18 protein-coding genes are annotated in these 19254 nt (G+C 74.2%); 11 read left to right on the forward strand and 7 right to left on the reverse strand.

All coding sequences use genetic code 11. The features are described from left to right. Positions 1–45 precede the first annotated feature (45 nt). A complete protein-coding gene (lpdA, locus tag VKZ81_RS29380) occupies positions 46–1428 on the reverse strand; it encodes a dihydrolipoyl dehydrogenase (RefSeq protein ID WP_324244977.1) in 1383 nt (460 codons plus the stop codon). Between the two features lie 155 nt (positions 1429–1583). On the opposite strand from lpdA, the gene VKZ81_RS29385 reads away from it, so the two are divergent. Next, complete coding sequence (locus VKZ81_RS29385; RefSeq protein ID WP_324244978.1) at positions 1584–1931, forward strand: oxidoreductase; 348 nt, start codon at positions 1584–1586, stop codon at positions 1929–1931. Between the two features lie 32 nt (positions 1932–1963). Here VKZ81_RS29385 and VKZ81_RS29390 read toward each other — a convergent pair whose 3' ends face one another. Then, entirely contained in the window at positions 1964–3463 is a 1500-nt protein-coding gene (locus VKZ81_RS29390; protein ID WP_324244979.1) for a leucyl aminopeptidase, read from the reverse strand. Positions 3464–3567: 104 nt separating this feature from the next. Here VKZ81_RS29390 and VKZ81_RS29395 point away from each other — a divergent pair, with 104 nt between their 5' ends. From VKZ81_RS29395 to VKZ81_RS29405, 3 genes are read left to right on the forward strand one after another with little or no spacing between them, the layout of a single operon-like run. Next, positions 3568–4845: an APC family permease gene (locus VKZ81_RS29395; protein ID WP_324244980.1), complete on the forward strand. Its 1278-nt coding sequence runs from the start codon at positions 3568–3570 to the stop codon at positions 4843–4845. Between the two features lie 10 nt (positions 4846–4855). Further along, on the forward strand, positions 4856–5950 hold the full coding sequence (gcvT, locus tag VKZ81_RS29400; protein WP_324244981.1) for a glycine cleavage system aminomethyltransferase GcvT: 1095 nt from the start codon (positions 4856–4858) through the stop codon (positions 5948–5950). A gap of 54 nt (positions 5951–6004) precedes the next feature. After that, positions 6005–7111: a branched-chain amino acid aminotransferase gene (locus VKZ81_RS29405; RefSeq protein WP_324244982.1), complete on the forward strand. Its 1107-nt coding sequence runs from the start codon at positions 6005–6007 to the stop codon at positions 7109–7111. A 6-nt stretch (positions 7112–7117) separates the two neighbouring features. Here VKZ81_RS29405 and VKZ81_RS29410 read toward each other — a convergent pair whose 3' ends face one another. Genes VKZ81_RS29410 through VKZ81_RS29425 form a run of 4 tightly spaced genes read right to left on the reverse strand, consistent with a single transcriptional unit; the run spans position 7118 to position 10080 of the window. Beyond that, positions 7118–7855, reverse strand: coding sequence for an adenosylcobinamide-GDP ribazoletransferase (locus VKZ81_RS29410; protein WP_324244983.1), 738 nt, complete (start codon positions 7853–7855; stop codon positions 7118–7120). After that, positions 7852–8859 (reverse strand): nicotinate-nucleotide--dimethylbenzimidazole phosphoribosyltransferase, encoded by a 1008-nt coding sequence (gene cobT / locus VKZ81_RS29415; RefSeq protein ID WP_324244984.1) that lies wholly within the window; start codon positions 8857–8859, stop codon positions 7852–7854. Before cobT ends, VKZ81_RS29410 begins: the two co-directional genes overlap by 4 nt. Before the next feature lie 23 nt (positions 8860–8882). Then, positions 8883–9410, reverse strand: a complete 528-nt coding sequence (gene cobU, locus VKZ81_RS29420; protein WP_324244985.1) for a bifunctional adenosylcobinamide kinase/adenosylcobinamide-phosphate guanylyltransferase — start codon at positions 9408–9410, stop codon at positions 8883–8885. Positions 9411–9426: 16 nt separating this feature from the next. Continuing rightward, complete coding sequence (locus VKZ81_RS29425; protein WP_324244986.1) at positions 9427–10080, reverse strand: DUF3043 domain-containing protein; 654 nt, start codon at positions 10078–10080, stop codon at positions 9427–9429. A 33-nt stretch (positions 10081–10113) separates the two neighbouring features. Between VKZ81_RS29425 and VKZ81_RS29430 the strand changes: the two genes are divergently transcribed. The 7 genes from VKZ81_RS29430 (at position 10114) to katG (ending at position 18109) form a co-directional block, all read left to right on the forward strand. After that, positions 10114–11238: a glycerate kinase family protein gene (locus VKZ81_RS29430; RefSeq protein WP_324244987.1), complete on the forward strand. Its 1125-nt coding sequence runs from the start codon at positions 10114–10116 to the stop codon at positions 11236–11238. A 124-nt stretch (positions 11239–11362) separates the two neighbouring features. Then, a complete protein-coding gene (locus tag VKZ81_RS29435; protein WP_324244988.1) occupies positions 11363–11722 on the forward strand; it encodes a HesB/IscA family protein in 360 nt (119 codons plus the stop codon). 156 nt (positions 11723–11878) lie between these two features. Continuing rightward, complete coding sequence (locus tag VKZ81_RS29440) at positions 11879–12799, forward strand: carbohydrate kinase family protein (protein ID WP_324245094.1); 921 nt, start codon at positions 11879–11881, stop codon at positions 12797–12799. Between the two features lie 158 nt (positions 12800–12957). After that, positions 12958–13878, forward strand: coding sequence for an aa3-type cytochrome oxidase subunit II (ctaC, locus tag VKZ81_RS29445; protein WP_324244989.1), 921 nt, complete (start codon positions 12958–12960; stop codon positions 13876–13878). A gap of 8 nt (positions 13879–13886) precedes the next feature. Next, positions 13887–14288, forward strand: a complete 402-nt coding sequence (locus tag VKZ81_RS29450; protein WP_324244990.1) for a cytochrome c oxidase subunit 4 — start codon at positions 13887–13889, stop codon at positions 14286–14288. Positions 14289–14298: 10 nt separating this feature from the next. Then, positions 14299–15756, forward strand: coding sequence for a purine-cytosine permease family protein (locus VKZ81_RS29455; RefSeq protein ID WP_324244991.1), 1458 nt, complete (start codon positions 14299–14301; stop codon positions 15754–15756). A gap of 67 nt (positions 15757–15823) precedes the next feature. After that, entirely contained in the window at positions 15824–18109 is a 2286-nt protein-coding gene (gene katG / locus VKZ81_RS29460) for a catalase/peroxidase HPI (protein WP_324244992.1), read from the forward strand. Here the strand turns inward: katG and VKZ81_RS29465 are convergent. Further along, positions 18069–19226: an acyl-CoA dehydrogenase family protein gene (locus VKZ81_RS29465; RefSeq protein ID WP_324244993.1), complete on the reverse strand. Its 1158-nt coding sequence runs from the start codon at positions 19224–19226 to the stop codon at positions 18069–18071. The genes katG and VKZ81_RS29465 overlap by 41 nt on opposite strands. Positions 19227–19254: the final 28 nt, after the last annotated feature.

Raw genomic sequence — 19254 nt, forward strand, 5'->3', positions numbered from 1 at the left:
AGCTCCTCTTCCTGCGGGTTCGGGGTTCTTCTGGGCCGGGCCGGTTCAGCTGTGGCTGTGGAGCGGCTTGCCGGCGAGCGCGAGGTGCGCTTCCCCGAACGCCTCGTTCTGGGTGGGGTGAGCGTGCACGAGTGCGGCGACGTCCTCTGCCTGGGCGTCCCAGTTGTAGACGAGTTGGGCCTCGCCGATGAGCTCGCCGACGCGGGCGCCGACCATGTGGATGCCGACGACCGGGCCCGGCGTGCCCTCGGCGCCCGCCTTGACGAGCTTGATGGCGCCCTGGGTCTGGAGGATCTGGCTCTTGCCGTTGCCCGCGAGGTCGTACACGAGCGTCTGGACGTCGCCGTGCTTCTCCCGCGCCTGCGCCTCGGTGAGGCCGACCGAGGCGACCTCCGGCTCGCAGTAGGTGACGCGCGGGATGCCCGCCTCGTCGATCGGCGCGGGGGACAGCCCCGCGATCTCCTCGGCCACGAAGATGCCCTGCTGGAACCCGCGGTGGGCCAGCTGCAGGCCGGGGACGATGTCGCCGAGGGCGTACACGTTCGGCAGGTTGGTGCGCAGCCGCTCGTCGACGAGCACGAACCCGCGCTCCATCGTGATGCCCGCCTCCTCGTAGCCGTGGCCCGCGGTGTTGGGGCCGCGGCCGACGGCGACCAGCAGGAGGTCCGCCTCGATCTCCTCGCCGGACTCGAGCGAGACGGTGACCGACTCGTCGGTCTGCTTCGCGCCGGTGAACTTCACCCCGGTCTTGAACGCGATCTTGCGGCGGCGGAACGCGCGCTCGAGCTGCTTGGAGGAGAACTCGTCCTCGGCGGGGACCAGGCGCGGCAGCGCCTCGACGATGGTGACCTCCGCCCCGAAGCTGCGGAACACCGACGCGAACTCGACGCCGATCACCCCGCCGCCGAGCACGACGACCTTCTCGGGCACGGACTCGAGGTGGATGGCCTCGTTGCTGGTGATGATCCGGCCGCCGATGTCGAGGCCGGGCAGCGACTTGGCGTAGCTGCCGGTGGCGAGCACGACGTTGCGGCCGGTGTAACGATCATCACCGACGACCACGGCGTTCGGGGCCTCGAACCGCCCGGTGCCCTCCACCACGGTGATCTTGCGCGACTTCACGAGCCCTTGCAGGCCCTTGTACAGCCGGGCGATGACGCCGTCCTTGTAGCTGTTGACCCCGGCCATGTCGATGCCCTCGAGCGAGGTCTTGACGCCGATCTTGTCGCCCTCGCGCGCGGCGTCGGCCACCTCGGCGGCGTGCAGCAGCGCCTTCGTGGGGATGCAGCCGTAGTGCAGACAGGTGCCGCCCAGCTTGTCGCGCTCCACCAGCACGACGGACATGCCCAGTTCGGCGGCGCGCAGCGCGGCGGCGTAGCCGCCGGAACCCCCGCCGAGAACGACCAGGTCCGCGTTGTGCTCGGGCACGTGAGTACTCCCCTACCGATCGGCTGCCACCACTGTGGACGCGGCATGTCGCGCCGCCGGAGCCATCTTGTCATCCGCGGGCTCCGGGCGCGGCGCCTGGTGGTCCGGGAGACAATCACCGCCCTCGTGCGTTGAGGCGGGGGGGAGGTGGGTGGATGGGCCTGCTCGCGAGATTGACGAGAGGACGGTTCGGCGCGCGCAGATCGGCCCGCGACGACGGGCTGGAGCACCTGCGCGCGTGGGCGGCGTCGCACGAAGGGGTGGAGGGGTTCGTGGAGCCGCGGACCACGGTCACCGAGACGACGCTGCTCCTGGTCGACAAGGACGGTGCGTGGACGCGGCGGCGCATCTCGGGCCCGGCCGCGGCGCGCAAGTTCGCCCGGTCGTTGGCGATGCCCGTGTACGACGTGCAGCTGGTCGGCTATCCGCAGCGGATGCGCGACTACGACGCCCGCCAACGCATCCTGCGCAAACGGGCCCGCGAGGCCGACCTCGACCGCTGACCGGGCCGGGCTCGCGGGCGCCGCGGCGCGGGTCAGCCGTTGCGCGCGATGTCGGCGAGCAGGGCGTGCAGGGTGCGCACCGGAACCCCGGTGCCGCCCTTGGTCACGTAGCCGTACGGGGAACCGGTGTGGAAGCTCGGGCCCGCGATGTCGATGTGGGCCCAGGGAAGGCCGTTCGGCACGAACTCGCGCAGGAACGTGCCGGCCACGAGCATGCCGCCCCAGCGGCTGCCGGTGACGTTGGCGATGTCGGCGATGCGGGAGTCGAGCTCGGAGCGCATGTGCTCGGGCAGGGGCATGGCCCAGCCGTCCTCGCCGGTGGCCCGGGCGTGGGCGGCCACCCGGTCGCGGAAGTCGTCGCTGCCCATCACGCCCGCCGTGCGCATGCCGAGCGCCACCTGCTGGGCGCCGGTGAGCGTCGAGGTCTCCACCAGGTAGTCCGGCTCGTCCTCGGCGGCGCGCACGATCGCGTCGGCGAGGATGAGCCTGCCCTCGGCGTCGGTGTTGAGCACCTCGACGGTCTTGCCGCCGTAGATCCGCAGCACGTCGCCCGGCCGGTAGGCGGTGGCGCTGGGCATGTTCTCGGCCATGGGCACGGTGGCGGTGACGGCCACCGGCAGCTGCAGCTGCGCCGCGAGCACCGTGGTGGCGATCACGGCGGCGGCGCCGCTCATGTCCGAGGTCATGTGGTCCATGTTCGCGGCGGGCTTGATCGAGATGCCGCCGGTGTCGAACGTGATGCCCTTGCCCACGAGCGCGACCTTCGCCCGCGGGTTCGACCCGCCCGCGTAGCGCAGCCGCACGAGGCGGGGCTTGCGCGACGAGCCGCCCCCGACGCCCAGCACGCCCCCGTAGCCGCCCGCGGCGAGCGCCTCGTCGTCGAGCACCTCGACCTCGACGCCCGCGGCCTCGGCGAGCTCCTTCGCCCGGGCGGCGAACGTCTCCGGGTACAGGTCGTTGGGCGGGGTGTTGACCAGGTCGCGGGCCGTGCGCACGGCGCCCGCCACCGTGACGGCGGTGCGCAGGACCTCCTCCTGGCCGTCCTCGGCGAGCAGCCCGACGCTGCCGACCGGGGCCTTGCCGTTGCCGTTGGAGCGGTAGGCGGTGAACGTGTAGGCGCCCAGCAGGGTGCCCTCGGCCGCCGCGCCGAGGTCGAGCCGCCCGAGCGTGCTGACCGCGCGCCCCTTGCCCGCGAGCGCGCGAGCCGCCGCCCCGGAGGCGCGCCGCACCTGCTCGGCGGTCGGCTCCCCGCCCTCGTCGGGCGCGCCGAGCCCGGTGGCGACCAGCAGCGGTGCCGTGATCGCCCCGCGGGTGGGCAGCTTCACCACGTCGTCGGCCTTGCCGGTGGCCCCGAGCACCCCGAGCAGCTCGGCGAGCTCCGCCTCGCCGCCGAAGGCCTCGGCGATCTCCGTGGCACCCGGTGCGAGGCGCGGGCGATCCTCGCCCTCGCCCGCGGGCAGCAGGCCGATGACCACGGCGTCGACGTCGGCGGTGACGGGCGAGCCGTCGGCGAGGTGCAAGTCGGTGGACACGCGTCGGGTCCTCTCGGGAGTACTGGGGCTTGAGACCGCTTCGAGATGCTAATGACACCCACGTGGCGTCGGCCCGGGCAGGCCCGGGTGCAAAGGTGAACGCCGTGTCCTCGAGCCTGCAGCGCCGCCTGGGTACGGCCGACGCCACGGTGCTCGGACTGGCCGCGATGCTCGGCACCGGGGTGTTCGCGGTGTGGGCGCCCGCCGCGTCCGCCGCCGGACCGTGGCTGCTCGTCGCCGTCCTGCTCGCCGCCGTCGTCGCGACCTGCAACGCCGCCTCCACCGCCGACCTCGCCGTCGCCCACCCCGAAAGCGGCGGCGGCTACGTCTACGGCCGGGAACGGCTCGCCCCGGCGGCCGGGCGGCTCGCCGGTGTCGCGTTCCTGGTCGGCAAGACCTCGTCGGCGGCCGCGGCGGCGGGCGTGTTCGGCGAGTACGTGCTGCCGTCGCAGCCGCTGCCCGCGGCGATCCTGGTGATCGCCGCGGGCACCGCGCTCAACACCGCGGGCGTGCGCTGGACCGCGCGCGGGGCGTACGCGCTCGTGGGCGGCACGCTCGCCGTGCTCGTGGTCGTCGTGGTGATCGGGTTGCTCGGGCCGGACCCGGCCGCGCCGGGCACGGCGGCGGCCCCGGACGCCGAGGCGGTGCCCGCCCCCGGCGGCGGGCTCGGCGTGCTGACGGCGGCCGGGCTCGTGTTCTTCGCCTTCGCCGGGTATGCGCGCATCGCGACGCTCGGCGAGGAGGTGCGCGATCCCCGGCGCACCATCCGCCGCGCCGTCGCGCTCGCGCTGGGCATCACGCTGTTGACCTACCTGCTCGTGGCCGCCGCGCTCATGGTCGGGCTGGGCACCGACCGGCTCGCCACCGAGGCCACGCCGCTGGTCACGGTGGTCGACGCGGGGGAGGCGAGCGCGCTGGGCGTGCTCGTCCGCGCCGGGGCCGCGGTGGCCGCCGGCTCGGCGCTGCTGTCGGTGCTGGTCGGGGTGAGCCGCACGGCGCTCGCGATGGCCCGGCGCGGGGAGCTGCCGCGCGGGCTCGCCGCGATCTGCGCGCGCGGCACCCCGCGGCGCGCCGACATCGCGGGCGGCCTCGTCGCGATCGGCATCGCGGTGCTGGCCGGGCCGGTTGCGGCGATCGCGCTCTCGGCCTGCTGCGTGCTGGTCTACTACGCCGTGATCAACCTGGCCGCGCTGCGGCTCCCGGCGGCGGAGCGCAGCTGGCCGGCCTGGACCTCCGGCCTCGGCCTGCTGCTGTGCGTCGTGTTCGCCGCGCTGCTGCCGACCCGGCAGGTGGTGATCACCGCGGTGGCGCTCGCCGTCGGCTGGACGCTGTGCACGCTGCTGGGCCGCGCGGCTGCATCCGGCGAGAGGGCATCCGGGTAGGTTCGCCGCCGTGGCCGATCTCCTCACCAGCCCGCTGCACGACAGGCACACCGCGCTCGGCGCCACCCTCGGGGCGTTCGGGGGTTGGTCGATGCCGATCTCCTACCCCGCGGGGACGGTGGCCGAGCACACGAGCGTCCGCGAGGCCGTCGGCGTGTTCGACGTCAGCCACCTGGGCAAGCTCGCGATCACCGGGTCCGGCGCCGCCGATTTCGTCAACCGCTGCTTCACCGCCGACCTGTCCCGGATCGGGCCGGGGCAGGCGCAGTACACGCTGTGCTGCAGCGAGTCCGGCGGCGTGATCGACGACATCATCGTGTACCTGGTCGGCCCGGACGAGGTGCTCGCCGTGCCCAACGCCGCCAACGCGGCGCGTGTCGCCGAGCTGTTGCGCGCCGCGGCGCCGGAGGGGGTGCGCATCACCGACCGGCACCGCGAGCTCGCGGTGCTCGCCGTCCAGGGGCCGAAGTCCGCCGAGGCGCTGGCCGCCGTCGTGCCCGCATCCGAGGTCGAGGGGCTGGACTACATGGCCTTCGCCGACGTCGCCGGCCTGCGGGTGTGCCGCACCGGCTACACCGGCGAGCGCGGGTACGAGCTGCTGGTGCCCGCCGACGACGCGCCGCGCGTGTGGGACGCCCTGCTCGCCGCGGCCGAGCCGCTCGGCGGCGGCCCCGCCGGGCTCGGCGCCCGCGACACCCTGCGCACCGAGATGGGCTACCCGCTGCACGGCCAGGACCTGTCGGAGGACATCACGCCGGTGCAGGCGGGCAGCGGGTGGGCCGTCGGCTGGTCCAAGCCCGAATTCTGGGGCCGCGAGGCGCTGCTCGCGGAGAAGGAGGCCGGCCCGGCGCGGCGGCTGCGCGGGCTGCGGGCCACCGGCCGCGGCGTGCCGCGTCCCGGCATGGCCGTGCTCGTGGACGGCGAGCGGGTCGGCACCACCACGTCCGGCACGTTCTCCCCGACGCTGCGCACCGGCATCGCGCTCGCGCTCATCGACACCGGCTCCGGGGTCGGCCTCGACGACACGGTGGTGATCGACGTGCGCGGGCGCCCGCTGGAGTGCACGGTGGTCAAGCCGCCGTTCGTGCCCTCGCGGGTCCGCTGACGCGAAGGGACAGTCGGACGTCCGACCGTTGTGGCGCCTAGTACCGTCTGCGTTATGAGCGAGCCGTTCTCCCGCACCCCCAACCCCTCCCCGGTGCCGGCAGCCCGGCGGGCGGAGATGGTCGCTGATCCGGGGTTCGGCCGGTACTTCACCGACCACATGGTCACCATCAAGTGGACGGCCGGGGTGGGGTGGCACGACCCGGCGGTGGTGCCGTACGGCCCGCTCAGCTTCGACCCGGCCACGATGGTGCTGCACTACGGCCAGGAGATCTTCGAGGGCCTCAAGGCCTACCGGCAGCCCGACGGGTCGATCGCCAGCTTCCGCCCGGAGGCCAACGCGGCTCGCTTCCGGGCCTCCGCGGCGCGGATGGCGATGGCCGAGCTGCCCGACGAGCTGTTCCTCGCCTCGCTCGAGGAGCTCGTGAGCATCGACCGCGAGTGGGTGCCCCCGGCGGGCGGCGAGGAGTCGCTGTACCTGCGCCCGTTCATGATCGCCACCGAGGTCGGGCTCGGCGTGCGCCCGTCGGCGGAGTACCTCTACGCCGTCATCGCCTCGCCCGCGGGCCCCTACTTCCCCGGTGGCATCAAGCCGGTGGACGTCTGGCTGTCCACCGACTACACCCGCGCCGCGCTCGGCGGTACCGGCACCGCCAAGTGCGGCGGGAACTACGCGGCCTCGCTGCTGCCGCAGGTGCAGGGCGCCGAGCACGGGTGCGCCCAGGTCGCCTACCTCGACGCCGAGGAGCGCCGCTGGGTCGACGAGATGGGGTCGAACAACCTGTTCTTCGTGTTCGGCTCGGGCGACGACGCCGAGCTCGTCACGCCGTCGCTGACCGGCAGCATCCTCGCCGGCATCACCCGCGACTCGCTGCTCGTGCTGGCCAAGGAGATCGGCTGCCAGGTCACCGAGCGCCGGATCTCCGCCCAGGAGTGGCTCGAGGGCGCCGCCGACGGGCGGATCACCGAGGTGTTCGGCTGCGGCACCGCCGCGGTCATCACGCCGATCGGGCGGGTCAAGCACAACGAGGGCGAGGTCGTGATCGGCGGCGGCGAGCCCGGCCCGATCACGCTGAAGCTGCGCAAGCTGCTCACCGACATCCAGCGCGGCGTGGCTGCGGACACGCACAGCTGGATGCGGACGCTGGTCCCGGCCTCCTAGCCCGTCTCAGCCGGTCGCCACCGCGAGCAGCACCGCGGTCACGGCGAGCTCGTTCGCCGCGCCCAGCACGTCACCGGTCATGCCGCCGAACCGGCGCGCCGTGTGCGCCGACAGGGCGACGACGAGCGCGGCCCCGAGCGCCACGCCGACCGCGGCGCGCGGGCCGATCACGAGCCCGGCCGCGGCCAGCGCCGCCCACCACGCCACGGGCACCCACCACGACTGCGAGCCCGCCACGAGCGCGCCGAGGCCGCCGGGCCGCGCCGGGGGCACCCCGCGGCGGGCCACCCAGCCGAACCCGGCCCTGCCGGTCGCCGCGGCCAGCGCGACGGCGGCCACCGCCCACGGCCCGGCGCCCGCCAGCGCGCCGAGCGCCACGGCCTGCACCCCGAGCACCACCACCAGCGCCGACACCGCGAACGCGCCGACCCCGCCGTCGCGCATCACGGCGAGCGCCCGCTCCGGCGGGCCGTAGCAGCCCAGCCCGTCCGCGGTGTCGGCGAGGCCGTCGACGTGCAGGCCGCGGGTGGCGAGCGCGAGGAACCCGACGCCGAGCAGCCCCGCGGCGAGCGTGGGCACCCCGAGCGCGGCCAGCCCGACGAGCAGCCCGCCCGCGAGCGCCCCCAGCGCGGCCCCGACGACAGGGGCCCAGCGCAGGGCCCCCGCCCCGAGCCGCGGGGTCGGGGCGGGCGATCGCACCGGCAGCACGGTCAGCAGGGCGAGCGCGAACGCGAGCGACCTCACCCGGTCTCGGCCATGAGTCGCGCCGCCATCTGCAGCAGGGGGACGGCGGCCACCGCGCCGGTGCCGTCGCCGAGGCGGACGCCGAGGTCGAGCACGGGCGACAGCGACAGGTGCTGCTCGACGACGGCCATCGCCGGGTCGGGCGAGCGCTGGGCGTAGAGCCACCAGTCCCGGGCCCCCTTCGCGAGCTGGTCGGCGACGAGCGCCGCCGCCCCAACCACGAGCCCGTCGAGCAGGACCGGGGTGCGCCGCAGGGCGGCCTGCACGCACAGCCCGGTGAGCGCGGCGATGTCGGCGCCGCCCGCGACGCGCAGCAGGGCGAGCGGGTCGCGCACGTGCGGGCGGGCCCGGCGCAGCGCGTCGCGCACGGCGGCCGCCTTGCGCATCCACCCCGCGTCGTCGATCCCGCTCCCGCGCCCGATCACGGCGACCGGCTCGGTGCCGGTGAGGGCGGCCACGAGCGTCGCCGCCGGGGTGGTGGCGCCCACCCCGAGCGAGGCGGGGACCAACAGGTCGGCACCCGCATCCACCTCCTCGTCGGCGAGCGCCCTGCCGACGGCGAACGCCTTCTCGACCTCGTCGGCGCTCAACGCGTCCTCGCGGTCGATGCGGCCGCTGCCCCGCCGGACGCGGTGGCGGCCCGGGTCGACGGCGCCCTCCTCGGCGTCCAGCGCGACGTCGACGACCCGCACCGACACGCCCGCGACCGAGGCGAGGACGCCGACCGGTGCGGTGTGCTCGCGCACCGCGGCCACCTGCCGCGCGGTGTCGCCGGGCGGGTGCGCCGACACCCCGGCCGCGGCGATCCCGTGGTCGCCCGCGACCACCACCACGCGGGGCCGGGCCAGCGGGCGGGGCGGGCAGGTCCCCTGGGCCGCGGCGAGCCAGACGCCCAGCTCGGCGAGCGTGCCGAGGGCAGCGTCGGGCACGTCCATCTCGGCGTGGCGGGCGACCGCGGCCCGCCGGGCGTCGACATCGGGGGCGGTGACCGGAGGCAGATCCACGGGGAGTTCTTACCGCCCCCGGTTCACTTCAGCCGCAGCGGGAGGCCCGCGACCAGCAGCACGACCTCGTCGCACACGGCGGCGAGCGCGGCGTTGAGCGCACCCAGCTCGTCGCGGAACAGCCGACCGGCCCTGGTCGCGGGCACGACGCCGAGGCCCACCTCGGCCGAGACGAGCACCACGCGCCCCGGCGCCCGCTCGATCGCCGTCACCAGCTCGTCGACCGCGGCGCCGACGGCGGGCGGGACGGAGGGCGCCTCCCACGCGCCCGCGTCGTCGAGCACGCCGGTGAGCCAGGTGGCGAGGTCGTCGACCAGCAGCGGCCCGCCGCCCGCGCGCACCACCGCGGCCACGTCGACGCCCTCGAGCGTGGACCAGGCCGCGGGGCGGCGGGCGCGGTGCGCGTCGATGCGGGCCGACCACTCGGGGTCGTCGGCCCGCGCGCGGGCGGTGGCGACGTAGCGCACCGGCTCGTCGGCGGGCAGGAGGTCCTCCGCGTGCCGCGACTTGCCCGAGCGGGTGCCGCCGAGCACCAGCGTGCGGGTCGGCATCGGGCGCGCGTTCCGGCTAGACGTCGGCGCCCCGCGCGACCCGCGGCTTCGGGATGCGCAGCCGCCGCAGCTGGCTCGCCCGGGTGAAGGCGTACCAGCCGGTGGAGAAGGCGCCGATCTTCTCGTCGGGGAACTTCGCCCGCGCCTTCCGCGTGACCGACGCGCCGAGGAAGATGCCCTCGATGATCATCGTCGTGAGCGCGACGAGGCTGAACAGGCTCAGGTACTGCTGCACGGCGGGCACCGGGATCAGCAGCGAGAGCACCACGAGGATCGCGAGCGGCATGAACAGGCCCATGATGTGCGGGCGCGAGTCGACCACGTCGCGGATGTAGGCCCGGACCGGGCCGCGGTCGCGGGGCAGCAGGTAGCGATCGTCGCCCGCGGCCATCCGCGCGCGCCGCTCCTCGGCCAGCCGGCGCCGTTCCTCCTTGCTCGGGCGGTTCATCTTCGCCAGGCGAGCGGCCTCCCGCTGCGTGCGCGGCGGGGGCGGCGCCGGACCCCGCCTGCGGCGCTCGACGTCGCGGCGCTTCGGGGTGGGACGGCCCTTGCCCCCGGTCCGCTTGGCCTCGGCCTGCGCGGCCTGCTCCGACTCGGTGGGCGCGGACGCCGCGGACTCGGACGAGTCGGCGCCGACCTTCGACGGCGTGGAACGGCGCAAGAACCTCACACATCTCACCTTACGGGCGATAGCGTGCGGCCCATGCGAGTGGTCGTGGCACCTGATTCGTTCGGCGGGACCCTGAGCGCTACGGCGGCCGCCGAGGCGATCGCGGCGGGGTGGCGCCGCACCGCCCCGGACGACGAGCTGCGCCTGCTGCCGCTGGCCGACGGCGGCACGGGGTTCGTCGAAGTGCTGCACGCGGCCCTCGGCGGCGAGTGGCACGAGCTCGAGGTCACCGGCCCGTTCGGGGACCCGGTGGCGGCGCGCTGGCTGCGCATCGGCGACACCGCCTACCTCGAATCCGCCGCGGCGTGCGGGCTGCACTTCGTACCGCGGGAGCGGCGGGTGCCCGAGGTGGCGCGCACCGTCACCTCCCGCGGGGTCGGCGAGCTGGTCGCCGACGCGCGGGACGCGGGCGTCGCCGAGGTCGTGATCGGCCTGGGCGGCTCGGCCACCACCGACGGCGGCGCGGGCATGCTCGCGGCACTGGGCGCCGTGCCCGTCGACGACGCCGGCGCGCCGCTGCCCGACGGCGGCGCCGCGCTGGCCCGCTGCGCCCGGCTCGAGGGCACCGTGCAGCTCGGCGGGGTCCGGCTGGTGGCCGCGGCCGACGTGGACAACCCGCTGCTCGGGCGGCACGGGGCGGCCGCGGTGTTCGGGCCGCAGAAGGGCGCCGACGACGCGGCCGTCGCGGAGCTGGACGCCGCGCTCGCCCGCTTCGCCGACGCGCTGGCCGCCGCCTTCGGGGTCGACGTCCGCGACGAGCCGGGGGCGGGCGCCGCGGGTGGGCTCGGGGCCGCGCTGCTCGCGTGCGGGGCGAAGCGCGTGTCCGGCGCGGGTCTGGTGCGCGAGCTGGTGGGGCTGGACGCCGAGCTCGACAAGGCCCAGCTCGCCATCACCGGCGAGGGCAGCTTCGACTGGCAGTCGCTGCGCGGCAAGCTCATCACGGCCGTCGCCAGGGGCGCCGCCGACCGCGGGCTGCCGTGCGTCGTGCTCGCGGGGCAGGTGTCGGTGGGGCGGCGCGAGGCCGCCGCGGTGGGCGTCGACGCCGCCTACGGGGTGGCCGAGCACGCGGGCGGGGTCGAGGCGTCGATGGCCGACCCGGCGGGCACCCTCGCCGCCCTCGCCGAGCACGTGGCCCAGAAGTGGAGCACGAAGCGGTGACGGTGCTCGACCACGCGGCGCAGCCGCAGGTGGCGCCCGTCACGCGCGTGCCGGTCCCCGGGCGGGAACGGGTACCGGAGGTACGCTGGGAACAGGAACGCGCCGCACGCTGTTGGGGAGAACCATGACTGTCGAGAACACCGCCGTCGAGAACAAGACGCACGGCGTCGAGCTCACCGACGCCGCCGCCCTCAAGGCGAAGGCGCTGCTCGAACAGGAGGGCCGCGACGACATGCACCTGCGCATCGCGGTCCAGCCCGGTGGCTGCGCCGGCCTGCGCTACCAGCTGTTCTTCGACGACCGCGAGCTCGACGGCGACCTGTTCCGCGAGTTCCACGGGCTGCGGGTGGGCGTCGACCGGATGTCGGCCCCGTACCTCGAGGGCGCGGTCATCGACTTCGTCGACAGCATCGAGAAGCAGGGCTTCACGATCGACAACCCGAACGCGGGCGGCTCGTGCGCCTGCGGCGACTCGTTCCACTGAGCGCCGTCCACCACCAGGGCCTCGCGCCCGAGCGCGCCTGAGGCGAGCGCGGCATCCCACCGACCCCGGCCGGACCTTCGGCCGGGGTCGGTTGCGTCTGTAGGGTGACTGTCCGTGCCTATCGCCGTGACCGGGTCCATCGCGACCGACCAGCTGATGCACTTCCCGGGTCGGTTCGCCGACCAGCTCGTCCTCGACCAGCTCGACCGGCTGTCGCTCAGCTTCCTGGTCGACGACATGGTGATCCGCCCCGGCGGCGTCGCGGGCAACATCGCCTACGCGCTCGGCGTGCTCGGCCGCAAGCCGCTGCTGATCGGCGCGGTCGGGGCGGACTTCGGCGAGTACCGGGCCCGCCTCGAGGCCAACGGGGTGGACTGCTCGGCGGTGCTGGTCTGCCCGGACGTCAACACGGGCCGCTTCGTGTGCACCACCGACGACGACATGCGCCAGATCGCGTCGTTCTACACCGGCGCGATGGCCCGCTCCCGGGAGATCTCGCTGCGCCCGCTCGCCGACCGGATCGAGCTCGTGCTCGTCGGCGCCAACGACCCCGAGGCGATGCTGCGCCACACCGACGAGGCGCGCGAGCTGGGCATCCCGTTCGCGGCCGACCCGTCCCAGCAGCTCGCCCGCATGGAGGGCCCGGAGATCCGCAGGCTCGTCTCCGGGGCCCGTTACCTGCTCACCAACGACTACGAGTGGGAGCTGTTGCTCAAGAAGACCGGCTGGACCGAGGCGCAGGTCGCCGACGAGGTCGAGATCCGGATCACGACGCACGGCGAGAACGGCGTGGAGATCCACGGGCCGCAGACGCTGAAGGTCGGCGTGGTCCCCGAGACCGGCAAGGTCGACCCGACCGGCGTCGGCGACGCGTTCCGCGCGGGCTTCCTCGCGGCCGTGACGGGCGGCCTGTCGCTGGAGCGCGCGGCCCAGCTGGGCTCCCTGATCGCCGTGCAGGTGCTCGAGACCGACGGGCCCCAGGAGTGGACCTGGGACCGGGTGACGGCCCTCACCCGGCTGCGGGACGCCTACGGGCCCGAGGCGGCCGCGGAGATCGAGGCCGTCCTCCCCGCTTGAGGGGCCGACCCGGGCCGGTCCCCGGCGGATTGCTCGGCTAGTCTCTACGCGTGGTCGAAGTCGGCCGGTTTGACGCAGGCGACAAGGCAGGAGGGCGGCGAGCAGTGGGCCGAGCACAGCGCGGGGGAGACCGCCGCTCAGCGACGAGGCGGGTTCCGGTGAGGCGCGCGGGCAAGCTGGCCGGTCTGGCGCTGCTGGTCGTTCCGCTCACCACCGGTTGCTCGGTGGAGGAGGTCCTGCGCTTCGGGTGGCCGGAGGGCGTCACGCCGCAGGCCGAGTCCATGCGCCAGCTGTGGACCTGGTCGGCGGTCGCGGCCCTGGTCGTCGGCGCCGTCACCTGGGGCGCGATGTTCTGGGCGGTGATCTTCCACCGCAAGCGCAAGGGCGACGACAGCCTGCCGCGGCAGACGCAGTACAACCTGCCGCTCGAGATCACCTTCACGGTGATCCCCACGATCATCGTGGCGGTGCTGTTCGCGGGCACCGTGGCCGTGCAGAACTACGTCGACACCGACGGCGCGGAGCCCGACGTGCGGGTGGACGTCACGGCGTTCCAGTGGAACTGGGAGTTCGAGTACCCCGACGCCACCACTCCGGACGGGCGCCCGGTGAGCACGCTCGGCACCAGCGACACGATCCCGCTGCTCGTGCTGCCGACCAACCGGCGCATCGAGTTCACGCAGGTCTCCAACGACGTCATCCACAGCTTCTTCGTGCCGGAGTTCCTGTTCAAGCGCGACGTCTTCCCGATGCCGGAGACGAACGACCAGGACAACGTCTGGCAGATCGACTCGATCGACCGCGAGGGCGCGTTCGTCGGCCGGTGCGCCGAGCTCTGCGGCACCTACCACGCGATGATGAACTTCGAGGTCAGGGCGATCTCGCCGGAGCTGTTCGACCAGTGGCTCGCGCTGCGCCAGCAGGTGAACCCGGACACCGGCGCCCCGTACACCGCGGGTGAGGCCCTGCAGCAGCTCGGCTGCGGGCAGCTGTGCACGCCGGAGGCCTACACCACCTATCCGTTCAACACCGACCGGACCCTCCGCTCGGCGTCGCAGCCGGTCACCGCGGGGAGCTGAGGCACGCCATGAAGATCGAGTCCCGCATCTTCGAGATCATCACCGCGTTCTTCTTCCTCGCGGCGATCGTCTACACCGTCCTGGCCCAGGAGCCCGTCGGCATCGCGGTGCTGTTCCTCACCGGTGGCCTGTCGCTGATCATCGGCACGTACTTCCGGTTCATCTCCCGGCGGCTCGAGCAGCCGCGACCGGAGGACAACCCCGAGGCCGAGGTCTCCGACGGGGCGGGCGAGGTCGGTTTCTTCTCGCCGGGCAGCTACTGGCCGATCGGGGTGGCCGCCTCCGCCGCGCTCTGCGGCGTCGCGCTCGCCTTCTGGCACGTGTGGCTGCTGGTGATCGGCGGCGTGGTGCTGCTGCTCGCCGTCGCCGGGCTGGTCTTCGAGTACCACATCCGGCCCGCGGAGCATTAGCCTCACCCCCGTGCCGGAGGGGGATCAGCAGTCGGCGCTGCGCGTCGAGGAGAACGGTATCAACGTCATCTCCGACGCCGAGCGCCACGGACGGCCGAGCCAGCTGTTCTGGCCGTGGTTCGCCGCGAACGTCTCGGTGCTCGGGCTGAGCTACGGGGCGTTCGCGCTCGGCTTCGGGATCTCGTTCCCGCAGGCGCTCGCCGCCGGGATCGTCGGCATCGTGTTCTCGTTCCTGCTCGTCGGGTTCGTCGCGATCGCAGGCAAGCGGGGCTCGGCGCCGACGATGGTGATGAGCCGGGCGGCGTTCGGCGTGCGGGGCAACCGGCTGCCCTCGGCGATCTCGTGGCTGCTCACCGTGGGCTGGGAGACCGTCCTCACCACGCTCGCCACGCTCGCGACGGCCACCGTGTTCTCCCGGCTCGGCTGGGGCGGGGGCACCGGGACGCTGGTGGTGGCGCTGGTCGTGGTCGCCGCCCTCACCGTGGCGGCGGGCGTGCTCGGCTTCCAGCTGATCATGCGCCTGCAGACGGTGATCACGGTCGTGACGGGCGTGCTCACCGTGATCTACGTCCTGCTCGCCCTCGACGACGTCGACTTCGCCGCCGTGGCGGCGCTGCCGAGCGGGTCGGCCCAGGAGGTCCTCGGCGCCCTGGTGATGCTGATGACCGGGTTCGGCCTCGGCTGGGTCAACGCCGCCGCCGACTACTCCCGCTACCTGCCGCGCTCGGCGTCCACGCGGGGCGTCGTGGTGTGGACGACGGTGGGGTCGGCGTCCGCGCCGCTGCTGCTCTTCGCGTTCGGGCTGCTGCTCGCCGGCTCGTCCGCCGAGCTGTCGGAGGCGATCGCCGCGGACCCGATCGGCGCGCTCACGGGGACGCTGCCCACGTGGTTCCTCATCCCGTTCGCGCTGGTCGCCGTGCTCGGCCTGGTCGGCGGCGCGGTGCTGGACATCTACTCGTCCGGCCTCGCGATGCTCGCCATGGGCGTGCGCATCCCGCGCTACGCCGCCGCGGCCATCGACGGCGTGATCATGATCCTCGGCACCACCTACGTGGTGTTCTTCGGCGGTGAGTTCCTCGGCCAGTTCCAGGGCTTCCTCATCACGCTCGGGGTGCCCGTCGCGGCCTGGTGCGGGGTGATGCTCGCCGACATCGCGCTGCGCCGCCGCGACTACGACGAGGCCGCGCTGTTCGACCCACGCGGGCGCTACGGCGACGTGCGCCCGTTCCCGATCGCCGTCGTGGTCGTCTGCACGGTGATCGGGTGGGGTCTCGTCGTCAACACGTACGCGGAGTGGCTCGCCTGGCAGGGCTACCTGCTCGGCCCGCTCGGCGGGCGCGAGGGGCCGTGGGCGTACGCCAACCTCGGCGTGCTGGTGGCGCTGGCGCTCGCGTTCGTCGCCACCCTGATCGGCACCAGGTCGGCCGTGCGCGCGCAGGAAGGGCGGACCGCGCCGACGGGGGCGTGACGCGGGCCGCAGGCAGTACCTACTGTGGTGGTCGGCCTGTGACGTGCGCAACCAAAGGCGGTTCGCCATGACGGATGTACAGCGGAGCCCGCAGACCGCCGTCGACGAGCGCAGCGGAGGCGGGCTCGGCCTGCCGGCCCCGGCCGCCCCCCGCGGCAACCTGCAGCGGCCCGCGCGCAACCGCGACTGGTGGCCCAACCAGCTCGACCTGAGCATCCTGCGCAAGAACGCGCCCTCGTCCGACCCGATGGGCCCGGACTTCGACTACGCCGCCGAGTTCGCGACCCTCGACCTCGACGAGCTGGCCCGCGACGTCGACGAGGTGCTGACCACCTCGCAGGACTGGTGGCCCGCCGACTTCGGCCACTACGGGCCGCTCGTGATCCGGATGACCTGGCACTGCGCCGGCACCTACCGGGTGGGTGACGGCCGCGGCGGCCCCAGCTCGGCGATGCAGCGCTTCGCGCCGCTCAACAGCTGGCCCGACAACCGCAACCTGGACAAGGCGCGCCGGCTGCTGTGGCCGGTGAAGCAGAAGTACGGCCGCAAGATCTCCTGGGCCGACCTCATGGTCTTCGCGGGCAACCGGGCGCTGGAGTCGATGGGCTTCACGACCTTCGGCTTCGCCGGCGGCCGCGAGGACGTGTGGGAGCCCGAGGACGCCTACTGGGGCCCGGAGAACGCCTGGCTCGGCGACGAACGCCACGCCGGGGTCCGCGACCTCGAGGAGCCCCTCGCCGCCGACCAGATGGGCCTGATCTACGTCAACCCGGAGGGCCCGAACACCGTGCCGGACCCGATCACGTCGGCGCGCGACATGCGCGAGACGTTCCGGCGGATGGGGTTCAACGACACCGAGACCGTCGCCCTGATCGCGGGCGGGCACACCTTCGGCAAGACCCACGGCGCCGCCGACCCGGAGAAGCACCTGGGCCTGGAGCCGGAGGCGGCCCCGCTCGAGCAGCAGGGCCTCGGCTGGACGAGCAGCTACGGCAGCGGCAAGGGGTCCGACACCATCTCCAGCGGCCTCGAGGGGACCTGGACCCCCACCCCGACGACGTGGGACTCGAGCTTCCTCGAGACCGTGTTCAACTACGAGTGGGACGTCGAGCTGTCCCCGGGCGGGCTGTGGCAGTGGATCCCGCGGGGCGGCGCGGGCGAGGGCACCGTGCCCGACGCGCACGACCCGTCGAAGCGCCACCACCCGACGATCCTGACCACGGACCTCGCGCTGCGCTACGACCCGGACTACGAGAAGATCGCGCGCCGGTTCCTCGAGCACCCCGAGCAGCTCGCGGACGCGTTCGCCCGCGCCTGGTACAAGCTCACCCACATCGACATGGGCCCGAAGCAGCGCTACCTCGGTCCGCTGGTGCCCGAGGAGACGCTGATCTGGCAGGACCCGGTGCCGGAGGTCGACCACGAGCTCGTCGACGCCGACGACGTCGCCGCGCTCAAGCGGCAGATCCTCGCCACCGGGCTGCCGATCTCGCGGCTGGTCGCCACCGCGTGGGCCTCCGCCTCGACGTTCCGCATCAGCGACAAGCGCGGTGGGGCGAACGGGGCCCGCATCCGGCTCGAGCCGCAGCGCAGCTGGGAGGTCAACGAGCCGGAGGAGCTCGCGCGGGTCCTCGAGGTGCTGGAGGCCGTCCAGGAGGCGTTCCACGGCGCCCAGACCGGGGGCAAGCGGGTCTCGCTCGCCGACCTGATCGTGCTCGGCGGGTGCGCTGCCGTGGAGGAGGCGGCCCGCCGTGCCGGCCACGCCGTCGAGGTGCCCTTCACCCCCGGCCGCACCGACGCCACGCAGGACCAGACCGACGTCGAGTGGTTCGCCCCGCTCGAACCGCGCGCCGACGGGTTCCGCAACTACCGCGGCCCGCGGGCGGGCCGGATGCCGTCGGAGTTCCTGCTGGTCGACCGGGCGGACCTGCTCGACCTCTCCGTCCCGGAGATGACCGTGCTGGTCGGCGGGCTGCGGGTGCTGGGCGCCAACCACCGGCAGTCGCCGCTGGGCGTGCTCACCGACCGGCCGGGCGTGCTCACGAACGACTTCTTCGTGAACCTGCTCGACATGCGCACCGCCTGGGAGCCCACGGCGAAGGGCGCGGAGACCTACGAGGGCCGCGACCGCGCCACCGGCGAGCTCAGGTGGACCGCGAGCCGCGTCGACCTGGTCTTCGGGGCCAACTCGGAGCTGCGCGCGGTGGCCGAGGTCTACGGGTGCCGCGACGCGGGGGAGAAGTTCGTGCACGACTTCGTGGCGGCGTGGGACAAGGTCATGAACCTCGACCGCTACGACGTCAGGGGCCCGCTCAGCCGCGAGCGGCGTCACCCAGCGACTGTCGGGCGATGATCACCTGCTGGATCTGGCTGGTGCCCTCGTAGATGCGGAACAGCCGCGCGTCCCGGTAGAACCGCTCGACCGCGACGCCGCGGATGTAGCCCGCGCCGCCGTGCACCTGCACCGCCCGGTCGGCCACCCGGCCCACCATCTCGCTGCAGAAGTACTTGGCGACCGAGGGGCCCCGCACCCGGTCGGTGCCCTCGTCGTAGGCGCGGGCGACGTCGAGCACGAGGGCCCGGCCCGCCATGTGGTCGGTCACCGAGTCGGCGATCAGGCCCTGCACCAGCTGGAACGAGGCGATCGGGCGTCCGCCCTGCTCGCGGGTGCGGGCGAACTCGATCGACTCGTGCACGAGCCTGCCCGCCATCCCGACGCAGAGCGCCGCGATGTGGGCGCGGCCGTGGGCGAGGCACTTCGCCGCGGTCTGGAAACCGCGGTCCACCCCGTCCGCGCCGCCGACCAGCGCCTCGGCGGGCACCCGCACCTCGTCGAGGTACACGTCGGCGGTCCACGCGCCGAACTGGCCCATCTTGCGGTCCTTCGGGCCGATCGTGACGCCCTTCGCGTCCGTGGGGACGAGGAACGTCGAGATGCCCCGGTTGCCCGCCGCGTCCGGGTTGGTCCGCGCGAACACCATGATCACGTCGGCGACGGGGGCATTGGTGATGTAGCGCTTCGACCCGTTGAGCACCCAGTCCGAGCCGTCTCGGCGCGCGGAGGTGGTGAGCCCGGCCGGGTCGGAGCCCGCGTCGGCCTCCGTGAGCCCGAACGAGGCGGTGACCTCGCCGGAGGCCAGCCGCGGCAGCCACTCCGCCTTCTGCTCGTCGGTGCCCCCGACCAGCAGCACCTGCCCGGCGATGCCGTTGTTGGTGCCGAAGAGCGACCGCAGGGCGGGGGTGGTCCAGCCCAGCTCGAACGCGAGCTGCGCCTCCTCGGTGAGGTTCATGCCCAGCCCGCCGTACTCCTGCGGGATCGCGAACCCGTAGAGGCCCATGTCCTTGCACGCGGCGATCACGTGCTCCGGGATCGCGTCCTCTTCGTCGATCTGCTCCTCGAGCGGCACGACCTCCTTGCGGACGAAGTCGCGCACCGCGGACAGGATGTCGGCGAGGTCGGAGGGGTCCATGGTGGGGACGCTACCTCCGGACGTGATC

This window comes from Pseudonocardia sp. (genome assembly GCF_035305885.1).
GTDB lineage: Bacteria > Actinomycetota > Actinomycetes > Mycobacteriales > Pseudonocardiaceae > Pseudonocardia.

Bases quoted from the DNA above. Each gene is read 5' to 3' on its own strand.
- VKZ81_RS29385 (WP_324244978.1), top strand. From the start codon at position 1,584: ATGGGCCTGCTCGCGAGATTGACGAGAGGACGGTTCGGCGCGCGCAGA.
- VKZ81_RS29405 (WP_324244982.1), top strand. From the start codon at position 6,005: ATGAGCGAGCCGTTCTCCCGCACCCCCAACCCCTCCCCGGTGCCGGCA.
- cobU (WP_324244985.1), bottom strand. From the start codon at position 9,410: ATGCCGACCCGCACGCTGGTGCTCGGCGGCACCCGCTCGGGCAAGTCG.
- VKZ81_RS29430 (WP_324244987.1), top strand. From the start codon at position 10,114: ATGCGAGTGGTCGTGGCACCTGATTCGTTCGGCGGGACCCTGAGCGCT.
- VKZ81_RS29435 (WP_324244988.1), top strand. From the start codon at position 11,363: ATGACTGTCGAGAACACCGCCGTCGAGAACAAGACGCACGGCGTCGAG.
- VKZ81_RS29440 (WP_324245094.1), top strand. From the start codon at position 11,879: ATGCACTTCCCGGGTCGGTTCGCCGACCAGCTCGTCCTCGACCAGCTC.
- VKZ81_RS29450 (WP_324244990.1), top strand. From the start codon at position 13,887: ATGAAGATCGAGTCCCGCATCTTCGAGATCATCACCGCGTTCTTCTTC.
- katG (WP_324244992.1), top strand. From the start codon at position 15,824: ATGACGGATGTACAGCGGAGCCCGCAGACCGCCGTCGACGAGCGCAGC.
- VKZ81_RS29465 (WP_324244993.1), bottom strand. From the start codon at position 19,226: ATGGACCCCTCCGACCTCGCCGACATCCTGTCCGCGGTGCGCGACTTC.